This is a genomic window from Nocardioides sp. LML1-1-1.1, assembly GCF_040676175.1.
GTDB lineage: Bacteria > Actinomycetota > Actinomycetes > Propionibacteriales > Nocardioidaceae > Nocardioides.
In genome coordinates this window covers 940,134-966,113 of the sequence record NZ_JBEGHK010000001.1, presented here as the reverse complement: position 1 = coordinate 966,113, position 25,980 = coordinate 940,134, and the positions used below count along the sequence as shown (strand labels likewise).

24 protein-coding genes are annotated in these 25,980 nt (G+C 75.4%); 20 read left to right on the top strand and 4 right to left on the bottom strand.

What is annotated here, in order from left to right; translation table 11 throughout:
- Window positions 1-25 precede the first annotated feature (25 nt).
- The 19 genes from MRBLML1_RS04760 (at window position 26) to MRBLML1_RS04670 (ending at window position 21,717) form a co-directional block, all read left to right on the top strand.
- Window positions 26-1,003, top strand: a complete 978-nt coding sequence (locus MRBLML1_RS04760; RefSeq protein WP_364512126.1) for a hypothetical protein — start codon at window positions 26-28, stop codon at window positions 1,001-1,003.
- Window positions 1,004-1,005: 2 nt separating this feature from the next.
- Window positions 1,006-2,043 carry a glycosyltransferase family 4 protein gene (locus tag MRBLML1_RS04755; RefSeq protein WP_364512124.1) on the top strand — a complete coding sequence of 346 codons (1,038 nt, stop codon included), beginning with the start codon at window positions 1,006-1,008 and terminating at the stop codon, window positions 2,041-2,043.
- Between the two features lie 8 nt (window positions 2,044-2,051).
- The gene (locus tag MRBLML1_RS04750; protein ID WP_364512121.1) at window positions 2,052-3,386 is read left to right on the top strand and encodes an AAA family ATPase; all 1,335 of its coding nucleotides are present in this window, start codon (window positions 2,052-2,054) and stop codon (window positions 3,384-3,386) included.
- Between the two features lie 123 nt (window positions 3,387-3,509).
- Window positions 3,510-5,606, top strand: coding sequence for a glycosyltransferase (locus MRBLML1_RS04745; protein WP_364512118.1), 2,097 nt, complete (start codon window positions 3,510-3,512; stop codon window positions 5,604-5,606).
- Entirely contained in the window at window positions 5,603-6,925 is a 1,323-nt protein-coding gene (locus MRBLML1_RS04740; protein ID WP_364512115.1) for an O-antigen ligase family protein, read from the top strand. Before MRBLML1_RS04745 ends, MRBLML1_RS04740 begins: the two co-directional genes overlap by 4 nt.
- Window positions 6,919-7,485 (top strand): hypothetical protein, encoded by a 567-nt coding sequence (locus MRBLML1_RS04735; protein ID WP_364512112.1) that lies wholly within the window; start codon window positions 6,919-6,921, stop codon window positions 7,483-7,485. Before MRBLML1_RS04740 ends, MRBLML1_RS04735 begins: the two co-directional genes overlap by 7 nt.
- Window positions 7,482-8,291 (top strand): polysaccharide deacetylase family protein, encoded by an 810-nt coding sequence (locus MRBLML1_RS04730; protein ID WP_364512109.1) that lies wholly within the window; start codon window positions 7,482-7,484, stop codon window positions 8,289-8,291. Before MRBLML1_RS04735 ends, MRBLML1_RS04730 begins: the two co-directional genes overlap by 4 nt.
- Window positions 8,288-9,412 (top strand): cellulase family glycosylhydrolase, encoded by a 1,125-nt coding sequence (locus MRBLML1_RS04725; protein ID WP_364512106.1) that lies wholly within the window; start codon window positions 8,288-8,290, stop codon window positions 9,410-9,412. The genes MRBLML1_RS04730 and MRBLML1_RS04725 overlap by 4 nt, the downstream gene beginning before the upstream one ends.
- Window positions 9,413-9,416: 4 nt before the next feature.
- Window positions 9,417-12,122, top strand: a complete 2,706-nt coding sequence (locus tag MRBLML1_RS04720) for an oligosaccharide flippase family protein (protein WP_364512103.1) — start codon at window positions 9,417-9,419, stop codon at window positions 12,120-12,122.
- Between the two features lies 1 nt (window position 12,123).
- Window positions 12,124-13,242, top strand: coding sequence for a glycosyltransferase family 4 protein (locus MRBLML1_RS04715; RefSeq protein ID WP_364512100.1), 1,119 nt, complete (start codon window positions 12,124-12,126; stop codon window positions 13,240-13,242).
- Window positions 13,230-14,291 carry a glycosyltransferase family 4 protein gene (locus tag MRBLML1_RS04710; protein WP_364512097.1) on the top strand — a complete coding sequence of 354 codons (1,062 nt, stop codon included), beginning with the start codon at window positions 13,230-13,232 and terminating at the stop codon, window positions 14,289-14,291. The genes MRBLML1_RS04715 and MRBLML1_RS04710 overlap by 13 nt, the downstream gene beginning before the upstream one ends.
- Complete coding sequence (locus MRBLML1_RS04705) at window positions 14,288-15,097, top strand: hypothetical protein (protein WP_364512095.1); 810 nt, start codon at window positions 14,288-14,290, stop codon at window positions 15,095-15,097. The genes MRBLML1_RS04710 and MRBLML1_RS04705 overlap by 4 nt, the downstream gene beginning before the upstream one ends.
- The gene (gene galE, locus MRBLML1_RS04700) at window positions 15,097-16,098 is read left to right on the top strand and encodes a UDP-glucose 4-epimerase GalE (RefSeq protein WP_364512092.1); all 1,002 of its coding nucleotides are present in this window, start codon (window positions 15,097-15,099) and stop codon (window positions 16,096-16,098) included. Before MRBLML1_RS04705 ends, galE begins: the two co-directional genes overlap by 1 nt.
- A gap of 66 nt (window positions 16,099-16,164) precedes the next feature.
- Window positions 16,165-17,253: a GNAT family N-acetyltransferase gene (locus MRBLML1_RS04695; RefSeq protein WP_364512089.1), complete on the top strand. Its 1,089-nt coding sequence runs from the start codon at window positions 16,165-16,167 to the stop codon at window positions 17,251-17,253.
- Window positions 17,250-18,749, top strand: coding sequence for an oligosaccharide flippase family protein (locus MRBLML1_RS04690; protein WP_364512086.1), 1,500 nt, complete (start codon window positions 17,250-17,252; stop codon window positions 18,747-18,749). The genes MRBLML1_RS04695 and MRBLML1_RS04690 overlap by 4 nt, the downstream gene beginning before the upstream one ends.
- A 34-nt stretch (window positions 18,750-18,783) precedes the next feature.
- Window positions 18,784-19,536 carry an ABC transporter ATP-binding protein gene (locus tag MRBLML1_RS04685; protein ID WP_364512083.1) on the top strand — a complete coding sequence of 251 codons (753 nt, stop codon included), beginning with the start codon at window positions 18,784-18,786 and terminating at the stop codon, window positions 19,534-19,536.
- Window positions 19,533-20,303 (top strand): ABC transporter permease, encoded by a 771-nt coding sequence (locus MRBLML1_RS04680; RefSeq protein ID WP_364512080.1) that lies wholly within the window; start codon window positions 19,533-19,535, stop codon window positions 20,301-20,303. The genes MRBLML1_RS04685 and MRBLML1_RS04680 overlap by 4 nt, the downstream gene beginning before the upstream one ends.
- A gap of 4 nt (window positions 20,304-20,307) precedes the next feature.
- Window positions 20,308-21,072 (top strand): MerR family transcriptional regulator, encoded by a 765-nt coding sequence (locus MRBLML1_RS04675; RefSeq protein ID WP_364512077.1) that lies wholly within the window; start codon window positions 20,308-20,310, stop codon window positions 21,070-21,072.
- A 9-nt stretch (window positions 21,073-21,081) separates the two neighbouring features.
- Entirely contained in the window at window positions 21,082-21,717 is a 636-nt protein-coding gene (locus tag MRBLML1_RS04670) for a DUF4304 domain-containing protein (RefSeq protein WP_364512074.1), read from the top strand.
- Here the strand turns inward: MRBLML1_RS04670 and MRBLML1_RS04665 are convergent.
- Window positions 21,666-22,115 (bottom strand): MarR family winged helix-turn-helix transcriptional regulator, encoded by a 450-nt coding sequence (locus MRBLML1_RS04665; protein WP_364512071.1) that lies wholly within the window; start codon window positions 22,113-22,115, stop codon window positions 21,666-21,668. The two genes, MRBLML1_RS04670 and MRBLML1_RS04665, sit on opposite strands and share 52 nt — an antisense overlap.
- Window positions 22,116-22,189: 74 nt before the next feature.
- On the opposite strand from MRBLML1_RS04665, the gene MRBLML1_RS04660 reads away from it, so the two are divergent.
- The gene (locus MRBLML1_RS04660) at window positions 22,190-24,214 is read left to right on the top strand and encodes an MMPL family transporter (RefSeq protein ID WP_364512068.1); all 2,025 of its coding nucleotides are present in this window, start codon (window positions 22,190-22,192) and stop codon (window positions 24,212-24,214) included.
- Window positions 24,215-24,230: 16 nt separating this feature from the next.
- On the opposite strand, the gene MRBLML1_RS04655 is transcribed toward MRBLML1_RS04660, so the two are convergent.
- The 3 genes from MRBLML1_RS04655 to MRBLML1_RS04645 all read right to left on the bottom strand — a co-directional run bounded on the left by MRBLML1_RS04655 (window position 24,231) and on the right by MRBLML1_RS04645 (window position 25,975).
- Window positions 24,231-24,587 (bottom strand): HIT family protein, encoded by a 357-nt coding sequence (locus tag MRBLML1_RS04655; protein WP_364512065.1) that lies wholly within the window; start codon window positions 24,585-24,587, stop codon window positions 24,231-24,233.
- 88 nt (window positions 24,588-24,675) lie between these two features.
- Window positions 24,676-24,891 carry a hypothetical protein gene (locus MRBLML1_RS04650; RefSeq protein WP_364512062.1) on the bottom strand — a complete coding sequence of 72 codons (216 nt, stop codon included), beginning with the start codon at window positions 24,889-24,891 and terminating at the stop codon, window positions 24,676-24,678.
- A 55-nt stretch (window positions 24,892-24,946) separates the two neighbouring features.
- On the bottom strand, window positions 24,947-25,975 hold the full coding sequence (locus MRBLML1_RS04645) for a nucleotidyltransferase domain-containing protein (RefSeq protein WP_364512059.1): 1,029 nt from the start codon (window positions 25,973-25,975) through the stop codon (window positions 24,947-24,949).
- Window positions 25,976-25,980: the final 5 nt, after the last annotated feature.

Sequence of the window (25,980 nt, the reverse complement as noted above, 5' to 3'; positions counted from 1 at the left end):
GTCCGAACGATCCCTTGGAGACCTGATGTTCAACCGCACCCGCTCGTCGGGAACCCCGCAGAGCGCCGCCAGCTTCACCCTCGACTCGGTGCTCGCCGAGCTCGAGGCCTCCGGGCCGCAGGCAGCCGGCACCGAGCCGGAGGCCGCGCCGGCCCCCGACCCCGTGCCGGACCCGGTGCCCGAGCCCGAGCCCGAGCCGGCCAAGCCGTCGGCCAAGGAGTCGGTCGCCGACCACGCCGACGCCCTGCGCGCGACCCGGGTCGCCCAGGTCCAGGCCCAGGAGATGCTCACCCTCGCCGCCCAGGAGCGCACCGCCGCGACCGAGCAGGCCGAGCAGATCGTCCAGGAGGCCCGCGACATGGCCGAGCGGGTGCGCGCCGAGGCGGACGCCGAGGCCGAGGCCACCCGGGTCGAGGCCGTCGACTGGGTCAAGGCCCAGCGGGCCCGGGTCGAGGAGGCGACCGGCACGCTCACCCGCGACGCGGAGCGCGACGCGGAGGGCATCCGTGCCGAGGCGATGCGCTCCGCGATGGTCGAGGCCGAGCAGACCGCCCGGCTCTACGTCGGCGAGGCCGCCGCCCGCGGCGCCCGCGACGCCGAGGACATCCGCAGCGCCGCCCGCGAGGTGCTGCACCGCGCCGCCGACCTCGGGGCCGACCTGAAGGGCTCGATGGCCGACGTCACCCGGGCGCTGGAGCTCGCGGCGACCGCCGTGCGCGACCAGCTCGCCGCGATCGACACCCTGCTCGAGGAGACCCGGCGCGAGCTGTCCGTGCCGACCACGGAGCTGCCGGAGCCGGCCGCGGCGCCCGCCGCGAAGCGCGGTGGGCCGGAGGCCGAGGAGATCGAGCCGGCGACGGACGCCGACGAGGCCGACGACACCGACGCCGCCGACGAGACCGACGACGCCGACGCCACCGACGAGGCCGACGAGGCCGCGGGGCCCGGTGGCCCCGGTGGCCGTCAGCTCGGCTCGCTCTTCCGCACCGAGGCCGGAGCCTGACCATGCGGGTCCTGCACGTCGTGGAGGCCGTCGGCGGAGGCACGCTCAGCGCGGTCCTCGGCATGGTCGACGCCACCCCGGGGCTGGAGCACCACCTGGTGGTCTGGCCGCGGCGCGAGCACGTCGCCGCCGACATGGAGCCGGCGGCGTTCAGCGGCGTGCACGTGCTGCCCTCCGGGCTCCCGCGCGCGGTCCACGCGCTGCGGACCACGGTCGCCGCCCGCCGGCCCGACGTCGTGCACGCGCACTCCTCCTACGCCGGGATGCTGGTCCGCTCGGCGGGGCTCGACACCCGGATCGCCTACAGCCCGCACTGCTTCGGCTTCGAGCGGCAGGACCTCTCGGCGACCGGACGGGCCGGGGTACGGCGGATCGAGCGGGCCCTGGTCCGTCGTACCGACGTGCTGGTGGCGTGCTCGCCCCACGAGGCCCGGCTGGCCGAGGAGCTCGGCCACCAGCACGTCGTCCTGGTCCCGAACCGCGCGCTGCGCCCGCCGGCGGCGACCGCCCGGCCGGGTCACCCGCTGCGGGCCGTCGCGGTCGGCCGGATCGGCGCCCAGAAGGACTGGCGCTTCCTGCTGGCGGTCAAGGCCAGCCACGAACGCCGCCACGACGTCCCGGTCACCTGGCAGTGGCTGGGCAACGGCGACGCCGAGGGCCGCAGCGCGCTGCGTGCCGCGGGCGTCGAGGTGTCCGGCTGGCTGCCGCGCCCGCAGGTGCTGGAGCAGCTGGCGACGGCCCAGGCCTACGTCCACACCGCCGCCTGGGAGGCCGCACCGGTGAGCATCCTGGAGGCCGCGGCAGTGGGCCTGCCGATGCTCGTGCGCAGCATCCCCACCCTGGCGAGCCTCGCCGTGCCCGGCCTCGGCGCCACCCCCGCGGACCTCGCGGACGGCCTCGCCGCGCTGCAGGACCCGCTCCGGTGGGCCGCCGCGCGGGCCGCCTCGCAGCAGTTCTCGGCCGCGCACACGGCCGCCGACCAGCGCGTCGCCCTCGAGGCGGCGTACGACCGGTCCCCGGCCGGCCTGATCAGGAGTTAGGAATCCCCATGTCGTCTCTTGCTTCCCCCACCGAGGAGACCGGCTCGGCGTCGGTCGCCGTGCGCGGCGGCTTCCGCGCGCTCGGCGCCCTGCTGTGGCGCCGCCGCTGGGTGGTGCTCCTCGTCGTCGCGCTCGTCGCGAACGTGGTGGCGGCCGGGCTGGTGCTGGTCGACCGGCAGTACACCGCCTCCGCGCGGGTGGCCGCGACGCCCAAGGCGGAGCTGGCGACCTCGCCGGCGAGCTACACCGACCTGCTCGGGACGATCGCCGACGTCGCCGAGTCGCGCCCGCTGCTCGCCGACATCTCCGGCGAGGTGGGCCGCTCGGCCGACCGGCTGCGCGACGAGGTGGAGGGGCAGGTCGTCCCGGACACCGTCATCATCCAGGTCTCGGTCACCGACACCGACCCGGAGCGGGCCGCGGAGATCGCGAACCTGGTGGTCGAGAAGCTGCCCGACCACGACCCCAGCAACGGGGCCTTCGACTACCACGTCACCGAGCAGGCGGTCGTCCCCTCGTCGTCCAGCTGGCCCAACATCCCGTTGACGGCGCTCGCCGGGCTCGGTCTCGCCGTGCTCCTGGCGATCGCCGCCGCGGCCGTGGCGGACCGGGTGTTCCGCACGGTGACCGACCCCGAGGAGATGGGCGAGGTCTCCGGGACCGCCGTGCTCGGGGTCGTGCCGAAGCCGTCGGACCCGGCCGGCGTACCGGCGCTGGACGTGGACGCCGAGGAGTTCCAGTCCCTGCGCGCGCTGCGGATCGCGATCGAGTTCGCCAGCGCCGAGGACCCCGCGCGGCTGATCGTGGTCACCTCCGCGAGCAGCGCCGACCCGTGGGCGGGCTGGACCGAGGTCAACCTCGCCGCCGCCCTCGCCGAGGTCGGCCACCGGGTGCTGGTCGTCAACGCCGACCGCGACGGTGAGGTGCACCCCGCCCTGTCCGCACCGAGCGAGCCCGGCCTGTACGACGTGCTGGCCGGTGCCTGCGAGCTGTCCGACGCCGTGTGCGCCGGCCCGACCGCGCTGGTCGACGTGCTGCCGCTGGGCCAGGCCCACCTGGCCGCGCCGAGCCTGCTGGAGATGCGCTTCCGCGGGCTGCTGGACGAGACCGAGGGTTCCTACGACGTCGTGGTCGTGCACGCGGCGCCGGTCGCCGGCTCCGAGGACGCCCGGATCATGGCGATCCACGGCGCGATGCTGCTCACCGTGCCCGCCGGGCGGGTGCACCCGCGCTTCGTGCAGCGCGCCGCGGACCACCTGCGCGGGATCCGCCTGCGGGTCCTGGGCAGCGTGCTGCTCGGCACCCGGCCGGGACGGCGCCGCCCGCGCCAGCGCACGGCCTGAGCACGACCGGAGCAGGACCGGAGCAGGAAAGGTCCGTCTCCGATGGATCACGGGGGGTGCGCCGGCGCACTAGTGCGTCGCCAGGGCAGCTCGCTGCCGACCTGATCACCACGGAGGACCGCCATGCCGGAGCACCCGCTGCGCGTGCTCGTCGTGCAGCTCGGCGGCGTCCTCGGCGGTGCCGAGCGGTGGCAGCTCCCGCTGGCCGGCGCGACGGACCGGCTCGACCTGCGCGTGGTCGCGCTGGGCGCCGGTCCGGCCGCCGATGCCTGGGCCGAGCGTGGCCGGCCGGTCACCCGCCTGCCCGCGCCGCGCCGGGCCGCGGACCTGCCGGGCCTCGTCGCGCGGCTGGTGCCCGAGCTGCGCCGCTCCCTGCCGGACGTGGTCCTGGTGCACGGCGTGAAGGCCGCGCTGGTGGCGGTTCCGGCGGCCCGGGCGCTCGGCATCCCCGTCGTGTGGGTGCGCCACGACGCGTCGTACGGCGGCCGGGTGGTGGGCCTGCTCGACCGGCTCACCGACGGCCAGGTCGCGACCAGCGCCTGGCTGCTGGAGGGCCGCGCCGCCCGCAACCCGCTGGTGCTCAACCCGGCCCGTGTGCCTGACGTGCTCTCGCGGGCGCAGGCCCGCGCCGAGCTGGACGTCGTCCTCCCGGCCGGCACGCTCGTGCTCGGGATGGGCGCCCGGCTGGCCCGCAGCAAGGGCGTTGAGGACGCCCTGCGCGCGCTCGCCGAGCCCGCCGCCGCGGCCTGGGTGCTGGTCGTCGCCGGCATCCCCGACCCCGCCGAGCCGGGGGAGCGGGAGCGCCTGCTCGCGCTCGCCGCGCGGCTCGGCGTCGCCGACCGCTTCGTGCTCCTGCCCGCGCTGGCCTCCTTCGGCGCGGTGGTGCGGGCCTTCGACGCGGTCGCCGTGCTCACCCGCCCGACGGCCGACGCGCCCTGGCTGCGCGAGGGCTTCGGGATGACCGCGCTGGAGGCTCTCGCCGGCGGCGTCCCGCTGGTCGTCGTGCCTCCGGTCGACGCGGTCGCCGCAGAAGGTGGCCTGGCCGTCCCGCCGGGTGCCCCGGCCGCGCTGGCCCGCACGCTCGACGCACTCACCGACCCGGCCCTGCGCCGGCGGCTCGGCGAGGCGGGCGAGCGCCGGGCCCGCGACTTCCCGGACGCCGCCGAGGCCGCCGACCGGCTCGCGGACTTCCTCGGCGCCACCGTGCACCGGCCCGGTGCCGGGCGCACCGGAGAGCGCCCGGCGCTCAGCGTCGTCACCACCGTCTTCAACGACGCCGAGGCCACCCGTGCCCTGCTCGCCGCCCTGCGCCCGCAGCTGCGTGCCGGCGACGAGGTCGTCGTCGTGGACGGCGGCTCGACCGACGCGACGGCGGAGGTCGTCCAGGTCGCGGCGTCCCGCGACCCGCGGATCCGGCTCCTGGTGTGCCCCGGGGTCGGCATCTCGGAGGGTCGCAACATCGGGATCGCCGCCGCGGCCCACGACGAGGTCGTGTGCACCGATGCGGGCTGCGTCCCGGCACCCGGCTGGCTCGAGGCGATGCGCCGGGCCTTCGCGACCCACCCGGACGTGGACCTGTGGACCGGGACCTACCGGGTCGAGGCAGACCTCCCGTGGGAGCGCGCGCTGGCCGCCGTCGGCTACCCCCGCGTCGAGGAGCTGGCCCGGCCCACGCCGTTCGTGCGGGCCTACGGCCGCTTCCTGGGGCGCACCTTCGACGCCACCATGCCCACCGGTCGCTCGATCGGCTTCCGCCGCGCCGCCTGGCGCCGGGCCGGCGGCTTCCCGGTCGACCTCGCGACCGGCGAGGACGTGCTCTTCGGGCGCACGATCGTCGCGACCGGCGGCACGGCCCGGCTGGTCCGCGACGCCGAGGTGTCCTGGGCGCAGCGGCCCACGCTGCGCGCCAACCTGACCATGTACCGCCGCTACGGCGAGGGCAGCGGCCACTCCGGCGACGCCCGGCTGCTCGGCCGCGACGTCGCCCGCGTCGCCGGGTACGCCGGCGCGCTGGCCCTGGTGGCGCGCGGTGGGCGGGGTCGCGCGCTCGTCGCGGCCGGCTCGGCGGCGTACCTCTCGCTGCCGTTGCTGCGCGCCCTGCGCGGCCCGGCCCCGCTGCGGACCGCGGCGCTGGTGCCGCCCGTCGCGGCCGCGCGCGACCTCGCCAAGGCCTACGGCGCGCTGTCGGTGCGCGTGCCCCGACGGTCGGGCCGCCGATGAGCGCCGTCCTGCCGCTGGGGCGGCGGTCCGGGTGGACCCCGGTCGAGCGCGGGGTCGTGCTGACCGGCGCCGGCCCGGGCGGCCGGCTGCTGCCGCTGGGCATCGCGGCGGTCGTCGTCCTGCTGCCGCTCGGTGACACCAGCGTGCCCGGCCTCGGCCTCAGCGTCGTCTACGTCGCGATGGCGCTCCCCGCCGCGATCGGTCTCTGGCTCCTGGTCTCCGACCAGGCACCCGTCCCGCCGTCGACGATCCTGCTCGGACTCGGCCTCAGCGTCGCGGGCGGCGTGGTGTCGGCGGCCGGCGGCGTGGAGCCGTCGCGCTCGGTGCAGCTGGTGGTGATCTCCTTCCTCACCCTCGGCTACGCCGTCGGCGTCGGGATCGCCCAGCGCCCGGGCCTGGTGGCCCAGGTCTCGGAGCTGCTCGTCGTGGTCGGCGGCGTGGTCGGGGCGCTCGCGCTCGCCTCGGCCGGCTCGCTGCAGTCCGCGGAGGGCGGCAGCGTCGTCAACGGCCGGCTCACCGGGCCGTTCGCCCAGCCCAACGAGCTCGGCATCTTCTGCGCCGCCCTGCTGCCCGTCGGCGTCGTGTGCCTGGTGACGGCGGCCACCCGCGCCCGGGTGGCCGTGCTCGGCGTGGCCACCGCCCTGCTCGCCGTCGCCTGGGCGATGAGCATGTCGCGCGGTGCCTGGATCGGCGGCCTGGTGGCACTGGTGTGCCTCGGTGTCGCCGAGCCGCGCACCCGTCGGGCCCTGGGCTCGATCGGCGCGGCGGTCGTGGCGACCTGCGCGGCCTCCCTCGTCGTACCGAGCAGCACGATGGTGCTCGGCCTCGTCGGGGCCCGGATCCGCTCGCTCGGCGCCCCCTCGCAGAACCAGTACGACGACCGCCCGCTGATCTGGGCCGAGGCCTGGCGCCAGGCCACGCAGCACCCCTGGTTCGGCGTCGGCCCCGGCGGCTACGAGGCCGCCGCCTCGACCTCGGCGAGCGCCATCTCCGGCGAGCCCGCCGAGCACCCGCACGACCTCTTCCTCACCGTGCTCGCCGACCGCGGGGCGATCGGGGTCGGGGTCGGGGTGGTCGTGCTCGTCGGCTGCTTCCTGGTCGTGCGCCGCCGCGTGCTGCGGCCCGACGCCGGCACGCCGTACGGCGTCGCCGTCGTGGCCGCGCTGGTCGCGGTGGCCGTGCACTGCCTGTTCGACATGCCGCTGCGCAACCCGATCGTGTCCGGCCTGGTCTGGACCCTGCTCGGCCTGGCGGTCGTCGCCGAGACGACCACCACGAACCGCCCCCCTTCCCCGACAGGAGCGAGACCGCCATGGTGACCACGCCCGGAGACCCGCAGCGACGCCGTGAACGGACCCGCTCCACCTGGCTGCTCGTCGGCGGGCTGGCCCTGGTGGTGACCTTCGGGGTGCAGCTGATCCTGCTGATCCCCACGACGTACACCGCCACCAGCGCGATCGCGCTGCGGCCGGTGACGGCCGAGCAGTCGGCGGAGAACATCGAGATGCAGGCGCACGAGTACAGCGTCTCCCTCGGCGCGCCGGAGACCGCCGCCTCGGTGACCGGTTCGGTCACCAGCGGGGGGCACCGGCCCGAGGTCCAGGTGACCACCACCCGCGACGCGGGCACCGCCACGGTGCGCATCGTCGCCAGCTCCGGCGACAAGGAGGCGGCGGTCGACGTCGCCAACGGGCTGGCCGAGCGCGCCGAGGACCTGGGCGCCACCGACACCACCGCCAAGGTCGTGGTCGTGGTCCGCGCCGGTGCCGCCGGGGTGAGCTCGGACCCGCCGCGCACCCTCTACCTGGCCGCGCTCTGCGTGATCGCCGTGCTGCTGCTGGCGGGCGGGCTCTACCAGATCAGGGAGCGGACCTCATGAGCGTCCCCCGCGCCCGGGTGCTGATGTACCACGGGGTCGACCGGGTGAGCGCCGCGCGCGACCCGTACGGCATGTTCGTGAGCCCGGCGGCGTTCCGGCGGCAGATGGAGTGCCTGCTCGAGGCGGGCTACGTGCCGGTCTCCGAGGACGACTACCTCGCCGCGGTGCACGGCGCCCGGTTGCAGCGCAAGGCCGTCCTGGTCACCTTCGACGACGGCTACCTCGGGGTCGGCGAGCACGCCGCGCCGGTGCTGCGCGAGCTCGGCGTGCCGAGCGTGCTCTACGTCCCCGCCGACCGCATCGGCGGTACGTCGGACTGGCTCGAGGAGCGTCACCGGCACCGGCTGATGGACGCCGCCGACCTGCGCGAGGTCGCCGCCGCGGGGATGACGATCGGCGCGCACGCCGCCGACCACCGCGACCTGCGCGGCCTCGCCGATGCCGAGCTGACGGTCCAGACCCGCCAGGCGCGCGAACACCTGGAGGGCGTCGTGGGCGCACCGGTGCGCTCCTTCGCCTTCCCCTACGGCCACCACGACGAGCGCGCCCGCGCGGCCGTGCGGGCCGCCGGCCTCGAGGCCGGCTTCGGCATCTGGGACGCGGCCGACGAGCTCGCGATCGGCCGGGTCGACGTCAACGCCACCGACACCCTGCGCACGTTCCGGCTCAAGCTGCGCCGCTTCTACCCGGCCCTGCGGCGGGCGACCGACCCGGTGCCCTCCTTGCGCCGTCGCGCCCACGACCTGCTCGGCCGGGCGCCGCGCGAGACCCCGGACGGACGGGGTGCGGAGGTGGGCTCGCGATGAAGGTGCTCCTGCGCCGCGGCGTCCTCGTCGCGATCATCATCGGCACCTGGGTCGCCGGCAGCGTGATCCCCTGGCAGCTCGGCGCCTCCTCGGAGTCGCCGTCGGCTCCCGCGGCGAGCACCCCGGCGCCCGCACCCAGCGCGCCCCCCACCAGGCGGCCGCGCCCCGACGACGCCCTCGGCTACCAGCTCTCCGCCCACCACGCCGCCGACGCGCAGCGCGCGGTGAAGGTGATGGACGCCCTGGAGCGCACCGGCGCCGGCTGGGTCCGGGTGGACGTCGGCTGGGCCTCCCTGCAGTCGCGAGGTCCCGGTGCCATGGACCGTTGGTACGCCGATCTGCTCGACGACGTCTTCGCCGCCGCCCGTGCCCACAGGCTGCGGGTGATCGTCTCGCTGTGGCAGACCCCGGCCTGGGCGAGCCCGGACGGCAGCAGCTACGCGCCGCCGCGCGACGTCGCCGACTACGCCCGTGCGATCGGGCTGATGTCCGCGCGCTGGGGCAAGGACGTGGCCGCCTGGGAGATCTGGAACGAGCCGAACTTCGACGCCTTCTTCGAGGGGGCCGACCCGGCGACGTACGCCCGGCTGCTGTGCGCGGCGTACCCCGCCGTGAAGAAGCACGACGACTCACCCGTCCTGCTCGGCGGCCTGATGTACAACGACGACGCCTGGCTGAGCCGGGCCTACCGGGCCGGTGCCGGGCCGTGCTTCGACGCCCTCGCCGTGCACCCGTACGTCGGGCCGAGCGACGCCGCGCCGGACACCCCCTCGGTCGGGGAGGTCTGGCGGCTGACCCACATGCCCGCGATGCGCGCGGTCCTCGACGAGTGGGGCGACCGCCGCAAGCGGATCTGGGTGACCGAGCTCGGCTGGTCCTCCGGCCCGGACTCGATGGGCAACGCGTGGGACCGGCCGGTGAGCCCGGCGGTGCAGGCGCGCTACCTGCGCGAGGCGGTCGCGCTGATCCGCGACCGCTACCCCTCGGTCGGCCCGATCATCTGGTACCGCGACGTCGACGGCCCCACCCGGGCCTACGCCGACGGCTTCGGCCTGCTGCGCCACGACCTCACCCCGAAGCCGGCGTTCCGGGCACTGCGCGACGCCGTGCGGGGGCGCTGACCTCGTGAGCACGACCGCACCGATCCCGCTCCGGACCGCAGCGGCGCCCGCCGTCCGCGGTGCCGGCTGGCTGGCGACCGGTGCGGTCACCGCGAAGACCTGCCAGACGCTGGTGCTGCTGGTCTTCGCCGCCGTGCTCGACCCGTCGTCGTTCGGGGTGATCTCGCTGGCGGCGGCGGCGCTCAACATCGCCACCGTGCTCGCCGACCTCGGCGCCGGCACCGCGCTGGTGCACCTGCGCGGCGACGCCGAGCGGGCGGCGCGGACCGCGGTCACCCTCGGCCTCGCGGTCTCGGCGGCCCTGGTCGTGGTGGTGTGGTGCGCCGCACCGGTGTTGTCCGGGCTGGTCCAGGCCGGCGACCTCGGCGTGGAGGTGCTGCGCGGGATCGTGCTGTGCACGCCGTTGGCCGCGCTGTCGGTGGTCAGCGGCGAGCTGCTGCGCCGGGCCCTGGACTTCCGCCGCCGCGTGCTCCCCGACATCGCCGGCAACGTCGTCGGCGCGCTCGTCACCGTCGCCAGCCTGGCCGCGGGCCACGGCGCGATGGCACTGGTGCACGGCCAGCTCGTCCAGGCGGTCGTGGTGCTCGCCCTCTTCTGGGTGCTGCGCCGGCCGGTGCTGCCGGGCTGGTCGGGGCCGGACGCCCGCGACCTGCTGGCCTTCGGCGGCAGCCTGGCCGCGAGCGGGCTGCTCACCCTGGTCGTGCTGAACGTCGACTACCTGCTCGTCGCGCACCGGCTCGGCACCGCGGACGTCGGGGTCTACTCGATGGCCTTCCGGATCGCCTACATGCCCTACCTGCTGATCGCGATGGTCGTCGGCGGCGCGGTCTTCGCGCACCTGTGCCGGCTGCGCGGCGCGGCGGTCGGCGAGGCCGTCTCGGACGCCGCGCTCCGGCTGCACCTGCTCGTCGTACCGCTCTACACCGGGATGATCGTGCTCGCGCCCCAGCTGCGCCTGCTGGGGGAGCAGTGGGCGCCCGCGGTCCCGGCGCTGCGCTGGCTCGCGGCCTACGGCCTGGTGCTGAGCGCGCTGGAGCTGGTCGTCGTCGCGCTCAAGTCGGTGGGCCGCACCCCGGTCGTGCTCGGCCTGACCGCCTTCCACCTGCTCGCCCTGGTCGGCCTCCTGCTGCCCGCGCTGCGCTGGGGCGTCACCGGGGTGGCCCTCGCGCAGCTGGTGGCCGGCCTGCTCACCCTCGCCGTGGCCCTCCTCCTCGCCCCGCGGTACGTCGACGGGCTGGTCGGCTCCGGCCTGCTCCGCCGCTCGGTGCCGGTCGCCGCGGGTGGCGCCGCGCTCGCGGTGACGGCCCTGGTGAGCCGCGCCCTCCTGCCCTGGGGCCCGGTCTCGGTGCCGGGGCTGCTCGTCGCCGGCACGCTCTCGGTGCTCGCCTACGCCGCCACCGTCCGGCTCCTGGAGCGGGCCGGCCTGCCGGGCCGCGCCCTGCTGCTCGGCGTGGTGACGATCCTCGCGGCGACCGTCGCGGGCACCGCCGCCGTGCTCGCGCCGGCCCCCGCCCTGCTCGGCGCGGCCGCGCTGGTCGTGCTCGGGGTCGCGGTGCGCCGCATCGAGTGGGCCGCGATCGGCTACGTCGCGGTCGAGCCCTTCGGCGACCTGCTCCGCGCGCTGCACCCGGCGGCGGTCAAGGTGGCCGGCGCGGTGCTCTTCCTCGCCTGGCTGGTCCGGCTCGCCCAGGACCCGCGGGTGGCCGGCATGCGCCAGGGCGGGATGCGTGCCCTGGCGGCGCTGATGACCGTGCTCCTGGCGTCCTTCGTGGTCCACGGCGCGGACCTCGGCACCGGCGCGGACCACCTGCTCAGCTACGTCTCCTACGCGCTGGTGGTCGTCGTCCTCGTCGACACCGCGCGGCGGGCGCGCCCGGACACGATCACCTTCGCCACCCGGCTGGCGACGTCCTACCTGCTGGCCTGCACCGCTGCGGGGCTGGTCGCGATCGGCGACTTCCTCGCCCACGGCGGCCGTGGAGCCGGGCCGCTGGAGGACCCGAACGACCTGGCCTTCTTCCTCCTGGTGGCGCTGCCGTTCGCACCGCTCCTGGCCCGGCGTGCGCCGGCCGGGGCGGCGGCCTGCGCCCTCGTCCTGCTCGTCGCGATCACCGTCACCTTCTCCCGGGGTGCGCTGGTCGGTCTCGCGGTCATGGTCGGCGTGGCGCTCTACCTCGGCGCCCTGCGGGCCACGACCGTCGTGGCCGCCGGCCTGGTCGCGGTGAGCGCGGTCGGCGTGCTGTGGGCCGCGAACGCGGCGCTCGTCTCGGAGTCGCTGGCCGAGAAGGACCACATCGCCGCCGAGAACGTCGACCTGCGGCTGACCACCTGGACCATGGCCGCGGAGATGACCGTCGACAGCCCGCTGCTGGGCCAGGGGCCCGGTGGCTTCCAGGCCCAGACCGCCCGCTACGTGCCGGCCGGCGTCACCGAGGTGCGCCAGACCGTCGTGCACCAGATGTACCTCGACGTCAGCGCCGAGCTCGGCCTGCTCGGGCTGGCCGCCTTCGGCGCCGTGCTCGCCCACGGCGTCCACGGGGCCGCCCGGGCGCGCTCGCTCGCCCGGTCCCGTCCGCTCGCCGACGCCGTCCTCGTCGCCTTCGCCGGCGCCCTCGTGGCGGCCTGCTTCCTCAGCGAGCAGCTCTACCTGCCGGTGTGGCTCCTCGTCGCCCTCGGCCTCGCCCTCAACCCCCACCCGAGGAGCTCCTGACATGCGCGTGCTGCAGCTGGTCACCCAGGACCGCGGCGGTCCGGTGGACCACGCCGTCGAGGTGGCCGTCGAGCTCGCCCGTCGCGGCCACGAGAGCCACCTCGTCGGGCCGCCCGGTGGGCGGCTCGCGGCCGCCGCGGCGCAGGGCGTCGCGGTGCACGAGGCCGAGGTCACCAGCAAGACCGACCTGTCCGGCGCGCGTGCCGTCGCGGCCGTCGTACGACGACTGCGGCCGGACCTGCTGCACCTCCAGGACCGCCGGGCCGGGCTGGTGGGCCGGGTGATCGGGGCGCAGGCGGCGATCCCGACGGTCTACACCCTGCACGGCGTCCCCGACCAGCTCGCCCCGCTGGTGCCGGGCAACCTGGAGATCGCGCCGGCCCGGGCCCGTGACCGGCTCGCCTACCTGCGCCTGGAGCGGCTGCTCGCCAGTGGCCCGCGCACCGCCGTGGTGACGCCCTGCGAGGCGCTGGCCCAGTACGCCCGTCAGCACGTCGGGATCCGGCCCGACCGGGTGCACACCGTCTACAACGGCGTCGGCGGAGACTTCCTCGCCGACGCCCCGCGCGTCGCCACCCACGGCGGCGAGCTCGGCGCGCTCTGGCTGGGGCTGATGGAGCCGGTCAAGCGGGTCGCCGACCTGGTCGCCGCGACCGCCCGGCTCCCGCAGGTGCACCTCACCCTCGTCGGCGACGGGCCCGAGCGCGCGCAGCTCGAGGGCGCGGTGGCCGCCGCGGGGTCCGGTGGGCGGGTGTCGTTCGCGGGCTTCCAGGCCGAGCCGGCGCCGTACCTGCGGGCGGCGGACGTGTTCGTGCTGTGCTCGGCCGCGGAGGCCTGCCCGATGGCGCTGCTCCAGGCGATGGCGTGCGGCACGCCGGTCGTCGCGACCCGCGTCGGCGGCGTCCCGGAGATCGTCCGGCACGGCATGGACGGCTTCCTCGTGGACCCCGGCCGGCCCGAGCAGCTGCGCTCCGCGCTGGCCTGGCTGGCCGCGGACCTGCCGTTGCGCCGCGCGATGAGCATCAGCGCCCGGCGCCGGGTGCTGGAGCGGTTCGCGGTGGAGCACATGGTCGAGGACCTCCTCGACGTCTACGCGAGGACGATGGCATGCGTGTCCTGACGGTGATCGCAGCCCTCGGGGCGGGTGGCGCGGAGGCCGTCGCGGTCGAGCTGGCCCTCGCCGCCGCGGCGGACGGGCACGAGGTCCGGGTGGCGAGCTCGCCCGGCTTCCGCGTCGGGCGGCTGCGCGAGGCCGGTGTCGAGCACGTCCCGCTGCGCCTGGTCGGGCGGCGTCCCACCGACCTGCTCGCCTCGGTGCGCCGGCTGCGCGCGCTGCCGGCACCCGACCTGGTGCACGCGCACAACCCCAAGGCCGCCCTGGTCGCGCGGCTCGCCGTCGGCCCGCGGGTCCCCGTCCTCACCACCCTGCACGGGGTCGGCGCCACGGAGGCCGGCCACGCCGCCCGGATCCTGCGTCGCACGAGCGACCGCGTCGTGGTGGTCTCCCCCCACCTGCGTGAGCAGCTGACCCGCTGGGGGTTCCCCGCGGAGCGGATCGAGGTGGTCGCCAACACGATCGAGCCGCTGCCGTCGTACCCCCGGCCGGTGGCGCGCGCCGAGCTCGGGCTGCCCGCCGACGACCCGGTCGCGCTGTGCCTGGCCCGGATGGTCGACCAGAAGCGCCACGACCTGCTCGTCGAGGCGTGGGCCGCGGCCCGGGTGCCCGGCACGCTGCTGCTCGCGGGCTCCGGTCCCAACGAGTCGCGGACGGCGGCCGCGGTCGCCCGCCACGGCGTCGGTGCCGGCGTGCGCCTGCTCGGCGAGCGCACCGACGTCCCCCGCCTGCTCGCCGCGAGCGACGTGCTCGTCCTGCCCACGCGTTGGGAGGGTCTGCCGATCAGCGTGCTGGAGGCGATGGGAGCCGGCGTGCCGGTGGTCGCCTCGCGGGTGAGCGGCGTGACCGAGCACTTCGGCAGCGCCGCCCGGCTGGTCGCCTCCGACTCCGTCCCCGAGCTCTCCACGGCGCTCGAGGAGGTGCTCGGCGATCCGCGGCTGCGCGACCGGATGCGCACCCGCGGCCAGGAGGTGCTGGCCCGCGACTTCGGGTCCGAGCGCATGGTCGCGGCCTACCGCGACCTCTATGCCCCCACGAGAAGAGGAAGCCGATGAGTCCCTGGACCGAGAAGACCGGGCCCGTCTGGCCGCTGTACGCCGGCTTCGCCCTGCTCGCCCTCGCGGCTGGTGCCGGCCTGCTGCTGCTCACGGGCGTCGTCGACTCCGACGACGAGCCGCGGCCGCCGAAGGCCACCACCTCGGCCACCGCCACCCCCGATCGTCCGTCACCGAGCGCCAGCGCAGCCCCCGCGCCGGCGCCCGGTGACGGGCTCCAGGTCGTCTCCTGGGGCCACGCCCGCGGCCAGCTCGCCCTCGTCGTGCGCAACACCTCGGCCCGCACCGTCGAGCAGGCCCGGGTCAGGATCACCGCCACCGACGCGCGCGGCGCGGTGCTGCTCTCGACCACCGGCGGCGCGGGCGACGTGTGTTGCACGGTCACCGGCCTGGCGCCGGGCGCGGACGTCGCGCTCTTCGCCGACCCGCTCCCGCGGCCCGGGGACGTGCGCAGCGTCGACGTCGATGCCGTGTCCCTGGACGCGGGGCCCGCCACCCCGGCTGCCTCCGTCCGTGCCGGCCGCGCCACGCTGCGCAGGCTCCCCGACGACACCGTCGTCAGCGCCGGCCTGGTCGCCCGCGGAGACCTCAGCGGGTACGTCGCCGCGCAGGCCGTCCTCGTCGACGCCCGCGGGCGGGTCGCCCAGGTGGTCTCCGGGCGGTTCTACTGCTTCGAGCCCGGTCGTCCCCGGACCGTGCGGCTGCACCTGTTCCACGCCGTGCCCGCCGGGCTGCGGGTGCAGCGGGTGCTGGCCCAGCCGGTGCCGGCGGGCGCGCCGGGCGTCGTACCGGGGCGGTGCGGGTGATGGACGTCCTGGTCACCGGCGGCGCCGGCTACATCGGCAGCGCGGTCGTCGCGGCCCTCGCCGACGCCGGGCACCGCCCGGTCGTCCTCGACGACCTCTCCACCGGCCGGGCGGAGCTGGTGCGCGGACACCGGCTCCACGTCGGGGACGTCGGCGACCGGGCGCTCGTGCGCCGGGTCCTCGCCGAGCACCCCGGGATCACGGTCGCCGTGCACTGCGCGGCCCGGATCGTCGTACCGGAGTCGGTGGCGCGGCCCGGGATCTACTACCGCACCAACGTGCTGGCGACCCTGGAGCTGGTCGAGGCCCTCGCCGAGGGTGGGGTGCGCGACGTGGTGTTCAGCAGCTCGGCGTCGATCTACGCGCCGGGGCCGGACCTCGCGGTCGACGAGGACTCCCGCTGGGCACCGAGCAGCCCCTACGCCCGGACCAAGGCCGTCGCCGAGGAGATGCTCGGTGACCTCGCGGCGAGCGGCGGTCCCCGGGTCCTCTCGTTGCGCTACTTCAACCCGATCGGCGCCGACCCGCGGCTGCGCACCGGCGTCCAGCTGCCGCGCCCGGGCCACGCGCTCGGCGTCCTCGTGGAGGCCCACCGCACCGGGCAGCCGTTCCCGCTGACCGGGGTGGACTACCCCACCCGGGACGGCTCCGGCATCCGCGACTACGTCCACGTGTGGGACCTGGCGCGGGCGCACGTCGCCGCCGTCGAGGGCTTCGACCGGGCGCTGGCGGGTGGCCGGTCGCAGGCGATCAACCTCGGCACCGGCCGCGGCACGACCGTGCGCGAGCTCGTCGCCGCGTTCGAGCGGGTCACCGGCAGCCGGGTCGCGGTCCGGGAGGCCCCGCGCCGGCCCGGCGACACGGCCGGCGCCTGGACCCGCAGCGACCGCGCCGCACGGCTGCTGGGCTGGCGGGCCGAGCGCGACGTCCTCGCGGGCGTCGCCGACACCCTCGCCTGGTTCGCCGCGCGCGGCGCGATCCTTCCCGATCTCGCCGCCTGAGGCGGGATCAACGCACCCCGCTCGATGCACCAGTGGGGTGGACGAGCACCGAGACCCGGAGAAGCCATGACTGAGACCCTGCGCGCGAGCGCCCCGCCCGTCGCCACCGGCGCCGGGGCGATCGCGGTGCTGCGGGACCTGGCGTCGTACGTCGACGCGCGGGCCGAGGCGTTCAGCGCCCGCTCGTCCTGGCTGGTCGCCGCCGCCACCCACCTCGCCGGCGAGCCGGTCGTAGTGGTGGCCCACGAGGACGGGCAGGTGGTCGGCCTGGCCGCGCTGTCGGTCACCCGGCACCGCGGGACCGCCCGGGTCACCCTGCTCGGTGGTGAGCTCAACGACTACGGCCAGCTGCACCACGACGGGCCGCGTGCGGCCCGGGCGCTCGCCGGTGCCCTCGTGGACTGGCTGCGCGCGCAGCGCCGCTGGTCGCTCGACCTCACCCAGCTCGCCCCCGAGGACCCGGCCCTCGCCGCGCTGGTCCGGCTGCTGCCGGGCGCGGTGGTGAGCCCGGGGGCGCCGATGCCGCGGATCGAGGGCGTCGGCACGTCGTACCGGGTCAAGCGGGACCGGCGCCGCAAGGCCACCGGCGCCTTCAACGCCGCCGGTCGTGACGGCCTGCGCGCCGAGAAGCTCGTGCTCGACGACCTGGCCGGGCTGGAGCGGTGGCTGCCCGCGCTGGTCGAGGTGCGCCGCGCCCGCGACCATGCCAGCGGCCGGCGCAGCCAGCTCGACGACCCGGGCGTGCTCGCCTTCCACACCTCGGTGGTGCGCGGCGCCGTGGCCGCCGGCGCGGGCGTCGTGCACGTGATGCTCGTCGAGGACGAGGTCGCCGGCTTCGTCACCGTGCTGGTCGACGGCGACACCCACCGGCTCTACGACGGCCGGGTCGCCGAGCGGTGGCTGGCCTACCGCGGCGGGACGGTGTGCGACATCGAGGCCGTGCTGCGCGCCCAGGACGACCCGGGGGTGCACACCTTCGACTGGCTGCGCGGGTGGACCGAGGCGAAGTTCGGCAACGCCGAGGTGGTCCGCGCAGGCCTGCACGCGTCGTCGCACCCCTCGGTGGACCGGCTGGACCGCTGGGAGGCGACTGCGCGCCGACGGCTCAAGGCCGCCCTGCCGGACGCCGCGGTCCGCAGGATCGTGAGCAGGTGACGGCGACCCTGGAGCGCGACGACTCCCTGCGCCGGACCGGGTCCGCGGTCGTCACGCTCGCCGCCTCGGAGCTGCTCGGCAAGGTCGCCACCTTCCTCACCTTCCTCGTCCTGGCCCGGGTGCTGGGGATGCAGGAGTTCGGCGTGCTCTCCTTCGGGCTCAGCCTGGGGCTGTTGCTCGGCGTGGTCTCCTCGCTCGGGCTCGACGCCCGGCTGGTGCAGCTGTGCAGCGCCCGTCCCGAGCTGATCGACCGCTGCTACGGCGCCCTGCTCGCGATCCGGGCGGTGCTCTCGGTCGCGGTGCTGGTCCCGACCACGATCGTCCTCTACGCCACGATGAGCGTCCCGCACGCGACCGCCGTGTGCCTGCTCGTCGCCAGCGCCCTGCTCGAGACGTTCATCGACGCCTCCCGGGCGGTGTGCGGCGCGCGCCAGCAGCAGCAGCTCGCGGCCCTGGTCCTGGTGGCGCAGCGCTTCGCCGCGCTCGGCCTCTCCGCCGGCGCGCTGGTCCTGACCCGCAGCGCCTGGTGCGCCGCGCTGGGCTACCTCGTCGCCACCGTCGTGGTCGGTGTCGTCGGCATGCACGTCGCCGCCCGCCGGGTCGGTGCCCGGCCGCGGTTCCGGGGGATCCGCCCGGAGGTCCGGCTGATCCTGGTCGCCGCGCCGGTCATGGGGCTGGACGAGATCGCCTCGATGGGGCTGTTCCGCATCGACGCCGCGCTGATCGGGGTGCTGCTGAGCACGACGGCGGTCGGTGTCTACGGCGCGAGCTACCGGATCTTCGAGACCGTGCTCTTCGTCAGCTGGACCCTGTCGCGTGCCTACGTCCCGGTCATCGCCGCCCGGGCCCACGACACCGAGCACGTGCGCACCTGGGCGCGGCGCAGCCTGACCATCATCTGCGCGATCTACCTCCCGTACGGCGTCGTGCTCGCCCTGCGCGGGGACGACCTGGTCGGTCTGCTGTTCGGCGCGGAGTACGTCCACGCCGGGCTCTTCCTCGCCCTCGCGCCCGCGCCGCTGCTCTTCGGCATCAACCACCTGTGCGGCTCGGTGCTCCTCGCCCGGCGGCCCTATCCGGTCGTGCTCGTCGCGAGCGTCGTCGGGCTGGTGCTGAACGTCGGGCTCAACCTGTGGCTGATCCCGGTGTGGGGGATCACCGCCGCGGCGGCCGCCTCCAGCCTGGCCTTCCTCGTCGAGGCGGTGATCGTGCTGGTGCCGCTCACCCGGCTCGTGGGCAGCATCGCCTCGGTGCCCGCGCTGGTCGCGATCGCGCTCGCCACCACGTGCGCCGGGCTGTTCGCTGCCGAGGTCTCCTCGCTCGGACCGGCCCTGGTCGGCGGCGTCGTCGTCTACCTCGCGGCCTGGGCGCTGCTGAGCCGCGCGCTCGACCCGGGCGGCTTCGCGGCCTTCTGGGCACTGCTCCGCTCGCCGGCCGGGGTGGGCGAGGAGGCGCTCGAGCCGCAGGCCCGCGGATCGTCCCAGATCGGGGCTTGACCCTGACGCAGGGTCAACCCTCGACGCTGGTCGCATGAACTCCACCGCACCCCCCGCCGGCCCCGTCATCGAGGTCGCCGGCCTCCGCAAGTCCTACGGCGACCAGGTCGTCCTCGACGGCGTCGACCTGACCGTGCCCCGCGGCACCGTCTACGCCCTGCTCGGTCCCAACGGGGCCGGCAAGACCACCCTGGTCCGGATCCTCTCCACGCTCGTCGCGGCCGACGGCGGCGCCGCCCGGGTCGCCGGGCACGACGTCGCCACCGACGCGGCGGGCGTGCGCCGCTCGATCGGCGTGACCGGGCAGTTCTCGGCCATCGACGAGCTGCTCACCGGCCGCGAGAACCTCCGCCTGATGGCCGACCTCGCGCACCTGCCGAAGCCGGCGGCGAAGGCGCGGGTCGAGGAGCTGCTCGCCCGGTTCGGTCTCACCGACGCGGCGGGGCGCCGCGCGTCGACGTACTCGGGCGGGATGAAGCGGCGTCTCGACCTCGCCATGACCCTGGTGAGCGGCCCGGGCGTGATCTTCCTCGACGAGCCGACCACCGGGCTCGACCCGCGCAGCCGCCGCGACCTGTGGGAGGTGGTCCGCGAGCTGCTCGCGGACGGGGTGACGGTGCTGCTGACGACGCAGTACCTGGAGGAGGCCGACCAGCTCGCGCACACCGTGGGCCTGCTCGACCGGGGCCGGCTGGTCGCCGAGGGCACGCCCGCCGAGCTCAAGGCGCTGGCCGGCGGCGAGAGCCTCGACGACGTCTTCCTCGCGCTGACGGAGGCCGCCCGATGATCCGCGACACCCGCACCCTGCTGCGCCGCAACCTGCTGCACATGGTCCGCTACCCGTCCCTGACGATCATGCTCGTCGCGCAGCCGGTGCTCTTCCTGCTGCTCTTCGTCTACGTCTTCGGCGGCACGATGGGCGCCGGCCTGCCGGGGGGCGGTGGCCGCGACGCCTACCTCGCCTACATCTCGCCCGCGATCCTGCTCGTCACCGTCGCCTCGGTCGCGATGAGCATCGCGATCTACGCCGCCAAGGACGCCACCGAGGGGATCATCGACCGCTTCCGCACGATGCCGCTGGCCACGCCCTCGGTGCTCACCGGCCTCGTGCTGGCCGCGCTGGTGCAGACCGCGCTGGCGATCGCGGTGGTGCTCGGGATCGCGGTGGCGCTGGGCTACCGGCCCGACGCCGGGCCGCTGGGCTGGCTGGGCGCGCTCGGCGTGCTCGCCCTGCTCGCCCTGGCCCTCACCTGGCTGTGCGTCGCGCTCGGGCTGGCCGCCGACAGCGTCGAGACGGCGAGCAACACCCCGATGTTCCTGGTGCTGCTGCCCTTCGTGTCGAGCGCCTTCGTGCCGACCGACTCGATGCCGCGGGTGCTGGCCTGGATCGCCGAGCACCAGCCGTTCACGCCGGTCATCGACACCCTGCGGGCCTGCCTCGCCGGCACCGACCCGGGCGGCGACCTAGCCTGGGCGATCGGGTGGTCGGTGCTGATCACGGTGCTGTGCTTCGCGTGGGCGGTGCGGCTGTTCGGCCGGGCTGGGGCACGCTGAGCCCATGCTGACGATCGGTGAGCTGGCGTCGTACGCCGGGGTGACGGTGCGCGCCGTGCGGCACTATCACGCCAAGGGACTGCTGCCGGAGCCCGAGCGGGACCCCTCCGGCTACCGGCGCTACGACGCCCGGGCGGTCTCGGAGCTGATCCGGATCCGCACGCTGGCCGACGCCGGCGTACCCCTCGCGCGGGTGCGGGACCTGCTCGCCGCGGGCCCGGAGGAGTTCGCGGCGGCGGTCGAGGACATCGACCGCCGCCTGCGGGCCGAGATCCGCGCGCGGCAGCGGCACCGGGAGCGGATCGCCCAGCTCGCGGCCGGCGACAACCTGGCGCTGCCCCCGGAGGCGGCGGCCTTCCTCGCCCGGCTGCGGGAGATCGGCGTGCCGGAGGTGCTGATCGAGGGGGAGCGGGACGCCTGGATCCTGATCGCGGCGCAGGTGCCGCAGCACATGCCGCTGTTCATGACGATCAAGAACGCCCAGCTCGACCAGCCCGGGCTGAGCCAGGGCTACCTCGACATGGCGGACGCGATCACCTGGGCGCCCGACGACCCACGCCTCCCGGCGCTGGCGGACCGGTTCGTGGAGATGGTCGAGGCCGACGCCGCGGGCAACGACGCCTGGGAGGACGAGGGCATCGACATCCCCGACGACCTGGCCGCCCTGCTGGACGCGGTCTTCGTGGACTCGGTGCCGGTGGCGCGCCGGCTGCTCGACCTGATCGAGGAGCGTGGCTGGCGCGGCTGGACCAAGCTCGAGCGGGTCTAGGATCGCCGCGTGGCCGAGCTCGAGGAACGCCTTGTCCTGCTCGTCGACCAGTGCGTCACGCCCGTCCTCAAGCCCCGCGGCTACCGCAAGCGCCGCCTGGAGTGGACCCGGGTCGACGGTGACGTCGCGCACCGGATCACCCTCCAGCGCAGCCACGGCAACGCGCCCGGTCACCTGCGGTTCTACGTCGAGGCGGCGGCGTACGTCGGCGACTTCGCCCGCCGCGTGGGGCACACCGTCCCGGACGACGTCGCGAAGGCGACCGCGCCGTACACCACCCGCTTCGAGCGGGTCACCGAGTGGCCCGGTCAGTGGGTCGACCTCGAGGACTGGGCCGACGACGCGCTCCACCCGGCGTTCCGGGCCGCGGTCGAGGCGCTCGCCGCGCACCTGGAGCCGGTGACGCACGCGGAGGCACTGGCCGACCTGCTCCGCGCGGAGGCGGGGCCTCTGAACCTCGACCTGTTCGCCTGGTCCTGCGCGAACGGCGACGAGGCCGCGATGGCCGCGCAGGTGGCGCGGGCCGAGGCGGAGTTCGGCGCCGAGGACCGGTGGCCGCGGCTGTACGCCCAGCTCGAGCGGACGGCTGAGCGCTACGGCTCGGCGATCACGCCGTCCAAGCAGTCGAGCACGCCGCGCAGGTAGCGCTCGACGACCGCCCGCTCCTCCTCGCTGAAGCTCGCGTCGAGCCGCGCCAGACCGGCGAACATCGGGCCGAGGTGCCGCTGCACCTCGGCGTTCGCGCTGTCGGTGAGGTGCAGCTGGGTCCGCCGGCGGTCGGCCGCGTCCGGCACCCGCTCCAGGTGCCCGCGCCGGCTGAGCCGGTCGACGATGCCGGTGGCGGCCGCGCTGCTGACGTCGAGCTGCCGGGCCAGGGCGGCGGGACCGAGGGAGCCGCGGCCGACCTGCTCGAGCGCGGCGAGCTCGACCTCGCTCAGCCCGGCGCGGCGCGAGACGACGTGCCGGATCCGCACGGCCGCCTGCAGCAGGTGGCGCAGTGCCTCCATGGTGGGGGTGGCGTGCCAGTCCGAGGGTCGGGGCATTTGTCTCACCTACTTAACTATCAAGTATCTTAGCGACTGTCCCGCTGCCGCACCGATCGACGATGGAGTCTCGCATGGCCCCCACCGACGCCCGCCCCGCTCGTCGTCCCTCCCGCGCCTGGCTGCTGGGGCTGCTGCCGCTGGTGCTCGCGGTCCTCGCGCTCGGCCTGCTCGCCGAGGGGGAGCGCACCCAGCAGCCCACCGACTCCGTGCCGAAGGGCCTCGACAGCACGCTCGCGACCCAGCTCGACGAGCAGCTCGGCTCCGACGAGCAGGACGTCGCGATCGTGCTCTTCGCCGCCGAGAAGGGGGTGCTCGACGCCGCGCAGCGCGCCGGGATCGAGCAGGCCGTGGGCGCTGTCGGTGGCGTGCCGCCGAGCCTGACGGTGGCCGAGGACGCGACGGCGGCGTTCGCCGTCGTACCGGTGGAGGCGGCGTCGGCCAGCGACACGGCCGACGCGGTGGACCGCCTGCGGGCGGAGCTCGACGAGGCCACCCCCGACGGCGTCACCGCGCAGGTGACCGGGCCCGCGGGCATCCAGGCCGACCTGGCGAAGGTCTTCGACGGCGCCAACACCCGGCTCCTGCTGGCCACCGCGTCGGTGGTCGCGATCCTGCTGGTGCTGACCTACCGCAGCCCCGTGCTGTGGCTGGTCCCGCTCCTGGTCGTCGGCATCGCGGACCGGCTCGCCGCCGTCCTCGCCACCCGGGCGATGGCCGCCCTCGACGTCGCCTGGAACGAGTCGACCGTCGGGATCTTGTCGGTGCTGGTGTTCGGTGCCGGCACGAACTACGCGCTGCTGCTCATCTCCCGCTACCGCGACGAGCTGGGCCGCCACGAGTCACGGCACGAGGCGATGGGGCTGGCGCTGCGTCGTACCGTCGAGCCGGTGCTGTGCAGCGCCGGCACGGTGGTCGCCGGGCTGCTCACCCTGCTGCTGTCGCTGACGCCGAGCACGCGCGGCCTCGGCCTGGCCTGCGCGATCGGCATCGTGGTCGCGGCGTCCTTCGTGCTGGTGGTCCTGCCGTCGGTGCTGGTGCTCTTCGGGCGCTGGGTGTTCTGGCCGCGGCGGCCCGAGGTCGGCGCCGTCGCGCTCGCCGAGAAGCCCTCCCTGTGGCGCCGGGTCGGCGGCCTGGTCCAGCGGCGTCCGGCCGTCCTGGCCGGGAGCACCGTCGCGGTGCTGGCCCTGCTGGCGATCGGCCTGCTCCGCGTCGAGACCGGCCTCGGCCAGGCCGACCAGTTCCTCGACGAGCCCGAGGCGATCACCGCCGCCGCCCGGCTCGCCGACTCGTTCCCGGCCGGCACCTCCAGCCCCACCGAGGTGCTCACCCGCGCCGACCCCGAGGCCGTCCGTACGGCGGTCGACGGATCGCCCGGCGTCACCTCCGCCCGGGTCGCCGACAGCGGCGGCGGCATCACCCGGATCGACGTCGTCCTCGACGCCCGCCCCGGCACCGACGCCGCGCGCTCCGCGATCGGGGAGCTACGCGACGCCGTCGCGGACCTCCCCGACACCCACGTCGGCGGCGAGGAGGCGAGCGGGATCGACGAGCGCGAGGGCGCTGCCCGCGACCGCGAGGTCGTGCTGCCGCTCATCCTCGGCGTGGTGCTGCTGGCGCTGCTCCTGCTGCTGCGCTCGATCGTCGCGCCGGTGCTGCTCGTCGCCACCGTCGTCGGCACCTACGCCGCCAGCATGGGCGCCTCCTGGTGGCTGTTCACCGGGCCGCTCGGCTTCGACGCCCTCGACGTGCAGGTGCCGCTCTTCGCGTTCCTCTTCCTCGTCGCGCTCGGCGTCGACTACAACATCTTCCTCGTCACCCGGGCCCGCGAGGAGGCCCGCGAGCACGGCACCCGCGACGGGATGCTGCGCGCGCTCGCCGCCACCGGTGGGGTGATCACCAGCGCCGGGATCCTGCTCGGCGCGGTGTTCGCCGTGCTCGGCGTGCTCCCGCTCGTCGTCCTGGCGCAGCTCGGCGTGGTGGTCTGCCTGGGCGTGCTGCTCGACACGCTCGTCGTACGGACCGTCCTGGTGCCGGCCCTGGTGATGCTGCTCGGCGACCGGTTCTGGTGGCCGGCGCGGGTGCGACAGGCGAGCTAGGACGACGGGGGATCGATCACCACGGAACGACCGACCGAAGGAGCGCGACCAACTCGCTGTGCTCGTGGCTCGCGAGCCTCTGCCGCGGTCGGGGGTCCTGCCATGGCGCCGTAGTCGGGTCGGCGTCGGTGCGCCGTCGGGGGATCAGGTGAGCATGAACGTGGCTCTCCTGGTTGCCGAGCACGGCGACGTTGACACGGTCCACGCTCAGGACGAGCCGCAGCGTGCGCGACGCGCGGCTGACATCGCTCATGAAGCGAGCGAGCAGGTCCTCAGGGACGTCGTCGAGATGGTCGAAGTGCTGCCCGAGGCTGACGATGAGCCGACCGGCGAAGCGCGCGTCGTCGTAAAGGCCGGCGCTGGACGCGGACAACCGCCACAGCGGAGTCCACAGCTCGAATCCACAGCGGGAGCAGGGTGCGTGGGACGCCGGCTTCGCGGACCGGTAGTCAAAGAAGGGCTCAGTCGCGGACGACATGCAGCCTCATGCCGAGGGCGTCAGCCGTCTGCAACGCGAAGCTGAGCTCCCAGACGTCCTTGGTGACCATGCGGTCGATGGACGACGGAGGCACTGACAGCGCGTCGGCCAGCACCGTGCGGGCTTCCGGGCGGGATGAGAGGTGGTCGACGACCAGTCTGCGCACGTCATCGCGCAGCTGGCGGGTGGTGTTGCTCATCCTTCTCCTCCTCGAACACGTGTTCGAATAGTAGATCATCGAGCATGGACATTTCTCAGAAGGCCAACATCCTCTTGCTGTCGGCTGCGATGAGGTCCCAGTCGAAGAAGATCGTCTCGAGGTGGGCCTGCAGGTCGCTCGCGTGCTCCCTCATCTCGTCGAACTCATGACAGGTGGAGGTCTTGCTCGCCTTCTTGACCGTCTCGCGCCACTCCTCGTCGGCGCTGCGTTCAAGGTAGCGGTCGGCGATGCCCACGATGCCGACCATCGCGTCGTGGACCTTCGTGTCGACCGTGGGCAGGGCCTGCACCAGACGCTCGAGCGGCGTGATGGAGAACTGCTCGCGGAGGTGGTCGGCGGTGGCCAGGTGCCATCCCTCCTTGCCGCAGAGCATCAGTGACATGAGCGTGCCGGCGAAGAGGATCTTTCGCGGGATGAGCAGCTTGATGTAGCGCAACCCGGACTCGTTGACGCCCGTTCGAGCCTTGGCCTGGTAGTCGACCGTGATGGTGTGCCAGTACCGCGTCACGTCGTTGAGCAGGAACCGTGGGACTCTGGTCGGATCGCGGCGGTCGAGCTCGAGATACCGGCGCAGAGTTGAGTCGATGACGTTGCGGTGGACGGTCTCGTCGAGCAGGCTGACGGACTCTTCGAGCAGCAGCATGCGGCGCGTCAGCGAGTGGTTCGTGTCTTCCTGGAGGCCGATCTGGTGGACCAGGTCGAAGGCGCCCACGGCGCAGCCGAACACACCGCTGGCGCCCGGCTTGTTCGCCTCGTCCTCCTTGCCCTCCTCGACGGCCCACCGTTTCCTGAGCTCGTCGGCCGCACCGAGAAGCCGTTGGGCGACGTCGGGGTCGTCGGGGACCCTCGTCGCCAGCACGAGGTGGTCGAAGTCGCTCTCGGCAGTCGCCTCGCGCCGCGCGAGCGAGCCGAAAGCGACGACGTCGAGCCCCTCAGCGTCATCCGTCCGATATCGCGCCAGCTGCGACGTGAAGTCGTCGATGCGGTCCTCGGAGAACGTGCGCGCCCGGGACAAGTGCGGATGTGAATCCAGGAGCTCCTGGACCTCCGAGGCGACCGGCATGAGGC

Excerpts from the sequence above, each read along its gene's own strand:
- MRBLML1_RS04760 (WP_364512126.1), top strand. The coding sequence starts at position 26 with ATGTTCAACCGCACCCGCTCGTCGGGAACCCCGCAGAGCGCCGCCAGC.
- MRBLML1_RS04755 (WP_364512124.1), top strand. The coding sequence starts at position 1,006 with ATGCGGGTCCTGCACGTCGTGGAGGCCGTCGGCGGAGGCACGCTCAGC.
- MRBLML1_RS04750 (WP_364512121.1), top strand. The coding sequence starts at position 2,052 with ATGTCGTCTCTTGCTTCCCCCACCGAGGAGACCGGCTCGGCGTCGGTC.
- MRBLML1_RS04745 (WP_364512118.1), top strand. The coding sequence starts at position 3,510 with ATGCCGGAGCACCCGCTGCGCGTGCTCGTCGTGCAGCTCGGCGGCGTC.
- MRBLML1_RS04740 (WP_364512115.1), top strand. The coding sequence starts at position 5,603 with ATGAGCGCCGTCCTGCCGCTGGGGCGGCGGTCCGGGTGGACCCCGGTC.
- MRBLML1_RS04735 (WP_364512112.1), top strand. The coding sequence starts at position 6,919 with ATGGTGACCACGCCCGGAGACCCGCAGCGACGCCGTGAACGGACCCGC.
- MRBLML1_RS04730 (WP_364512109.1), top strand. The coding sequence starts at position 7,482 with ATGAGCGTCCCCCGCGCCCGGGTGCTGATGTACCACGGGGTCGACCGG.
- MRBLML1_RS04725 (WP_364512106.1), top strand. The coding sequence starts at position 8,288 with ATGAAGGTGCTCCTGCGCCGCGGCGTCCTCGTCGCGATCATCATCGGC.
- MRBLML1_RS04715 (WP_364512100.1), top strand. The coding sequence starts at position 12,124 with ATGCGCGTGCTGCAGCTGGTCACCCAGGACCGCGGCGGTCCGGTGGAC.
- MRBLML1_RS04710 (WP_364512097.1), top strand. The coding sequence starts at position 13,230 with ATGCGTGTCCTGACGGTGATCGCAGCCCTCGGGGCGGGTGGCGCGGAG.
- MRBLML1_RS04705 (WP_364512095.1), top strand. The coding sequence starts at position 14,288 with ATGAGTCCCTGGACCGAGAAGACCGGGCCCGTCTGGCCGCTGTACGCC.
- galE (WP_364512092.1), top strand. The coding sequence starts at position 15,097 with ATGGACGTCCTGGTCACCGGCGGCGCCGGCTACATCGGCAGCGCGGTC.
- MRBLML1_RS04695 (WP_364512089.1), top strand. The coding sequence starts at position 16,165 with ATGACTGAGACCCTGCGCGCGAGCGCCCCGCCCGTCGCCACCGGCGCC.
- MRBLML1_RS04685 (WP_364512083.1), top strand. The coding sequence starts at position 18,784 with ATGAACTCCACCGCACCCCCCGCCGGCCCCGTCATCGAGGTCGCCGGC.
- MRBLML1_RS04680 (WP_364512080.1), top strand. The coding sequence starts at position 19,533 with ATGATCCGCGACACCCGCACCCTGCTGCGCCGCAACCTGCTGCACATG.
- MRBLML1_RS04675 (WP_364512077.1), top strand. The coding sequence starts at position 20,308 with ATGCTGACGATCGGTGAGCTGGCGTCGTACGCCGGGGTGACGGTGCGC.
- MRBLML1_RS04665 (WP_364512071.1), bottom strand. The coding sequence starts at position 22,115 with ATGCCCCGACCCTCGGACTGGCACGCCACCCCCACCATGGAGGCACTG.
- MRBLML1_RS04660 (WP_364512068.1), top strand. The coding sequence starts at position 22,190 with ATGGCCCCCACCGACGCCCGCCCCGCTCGTCGTCCCTCCCGCGCCTGG.
- MRBLML1_RS04650 (WP_364512062.1), bottom strand. The coding sequence starts at position 24,891 with ATGAGCAACACCACCCGCCAGCTGCGCGATGACGTGCGCAGACTGGTC.
- MRBLML1_RS04645 (WP_364512059.1), bottom strand. The coding sequence starts at position 25,975 with ATGCCGGTCGCCTCGGAGGTCCAGGAGCTCCTGGATTCACATCCGCAC.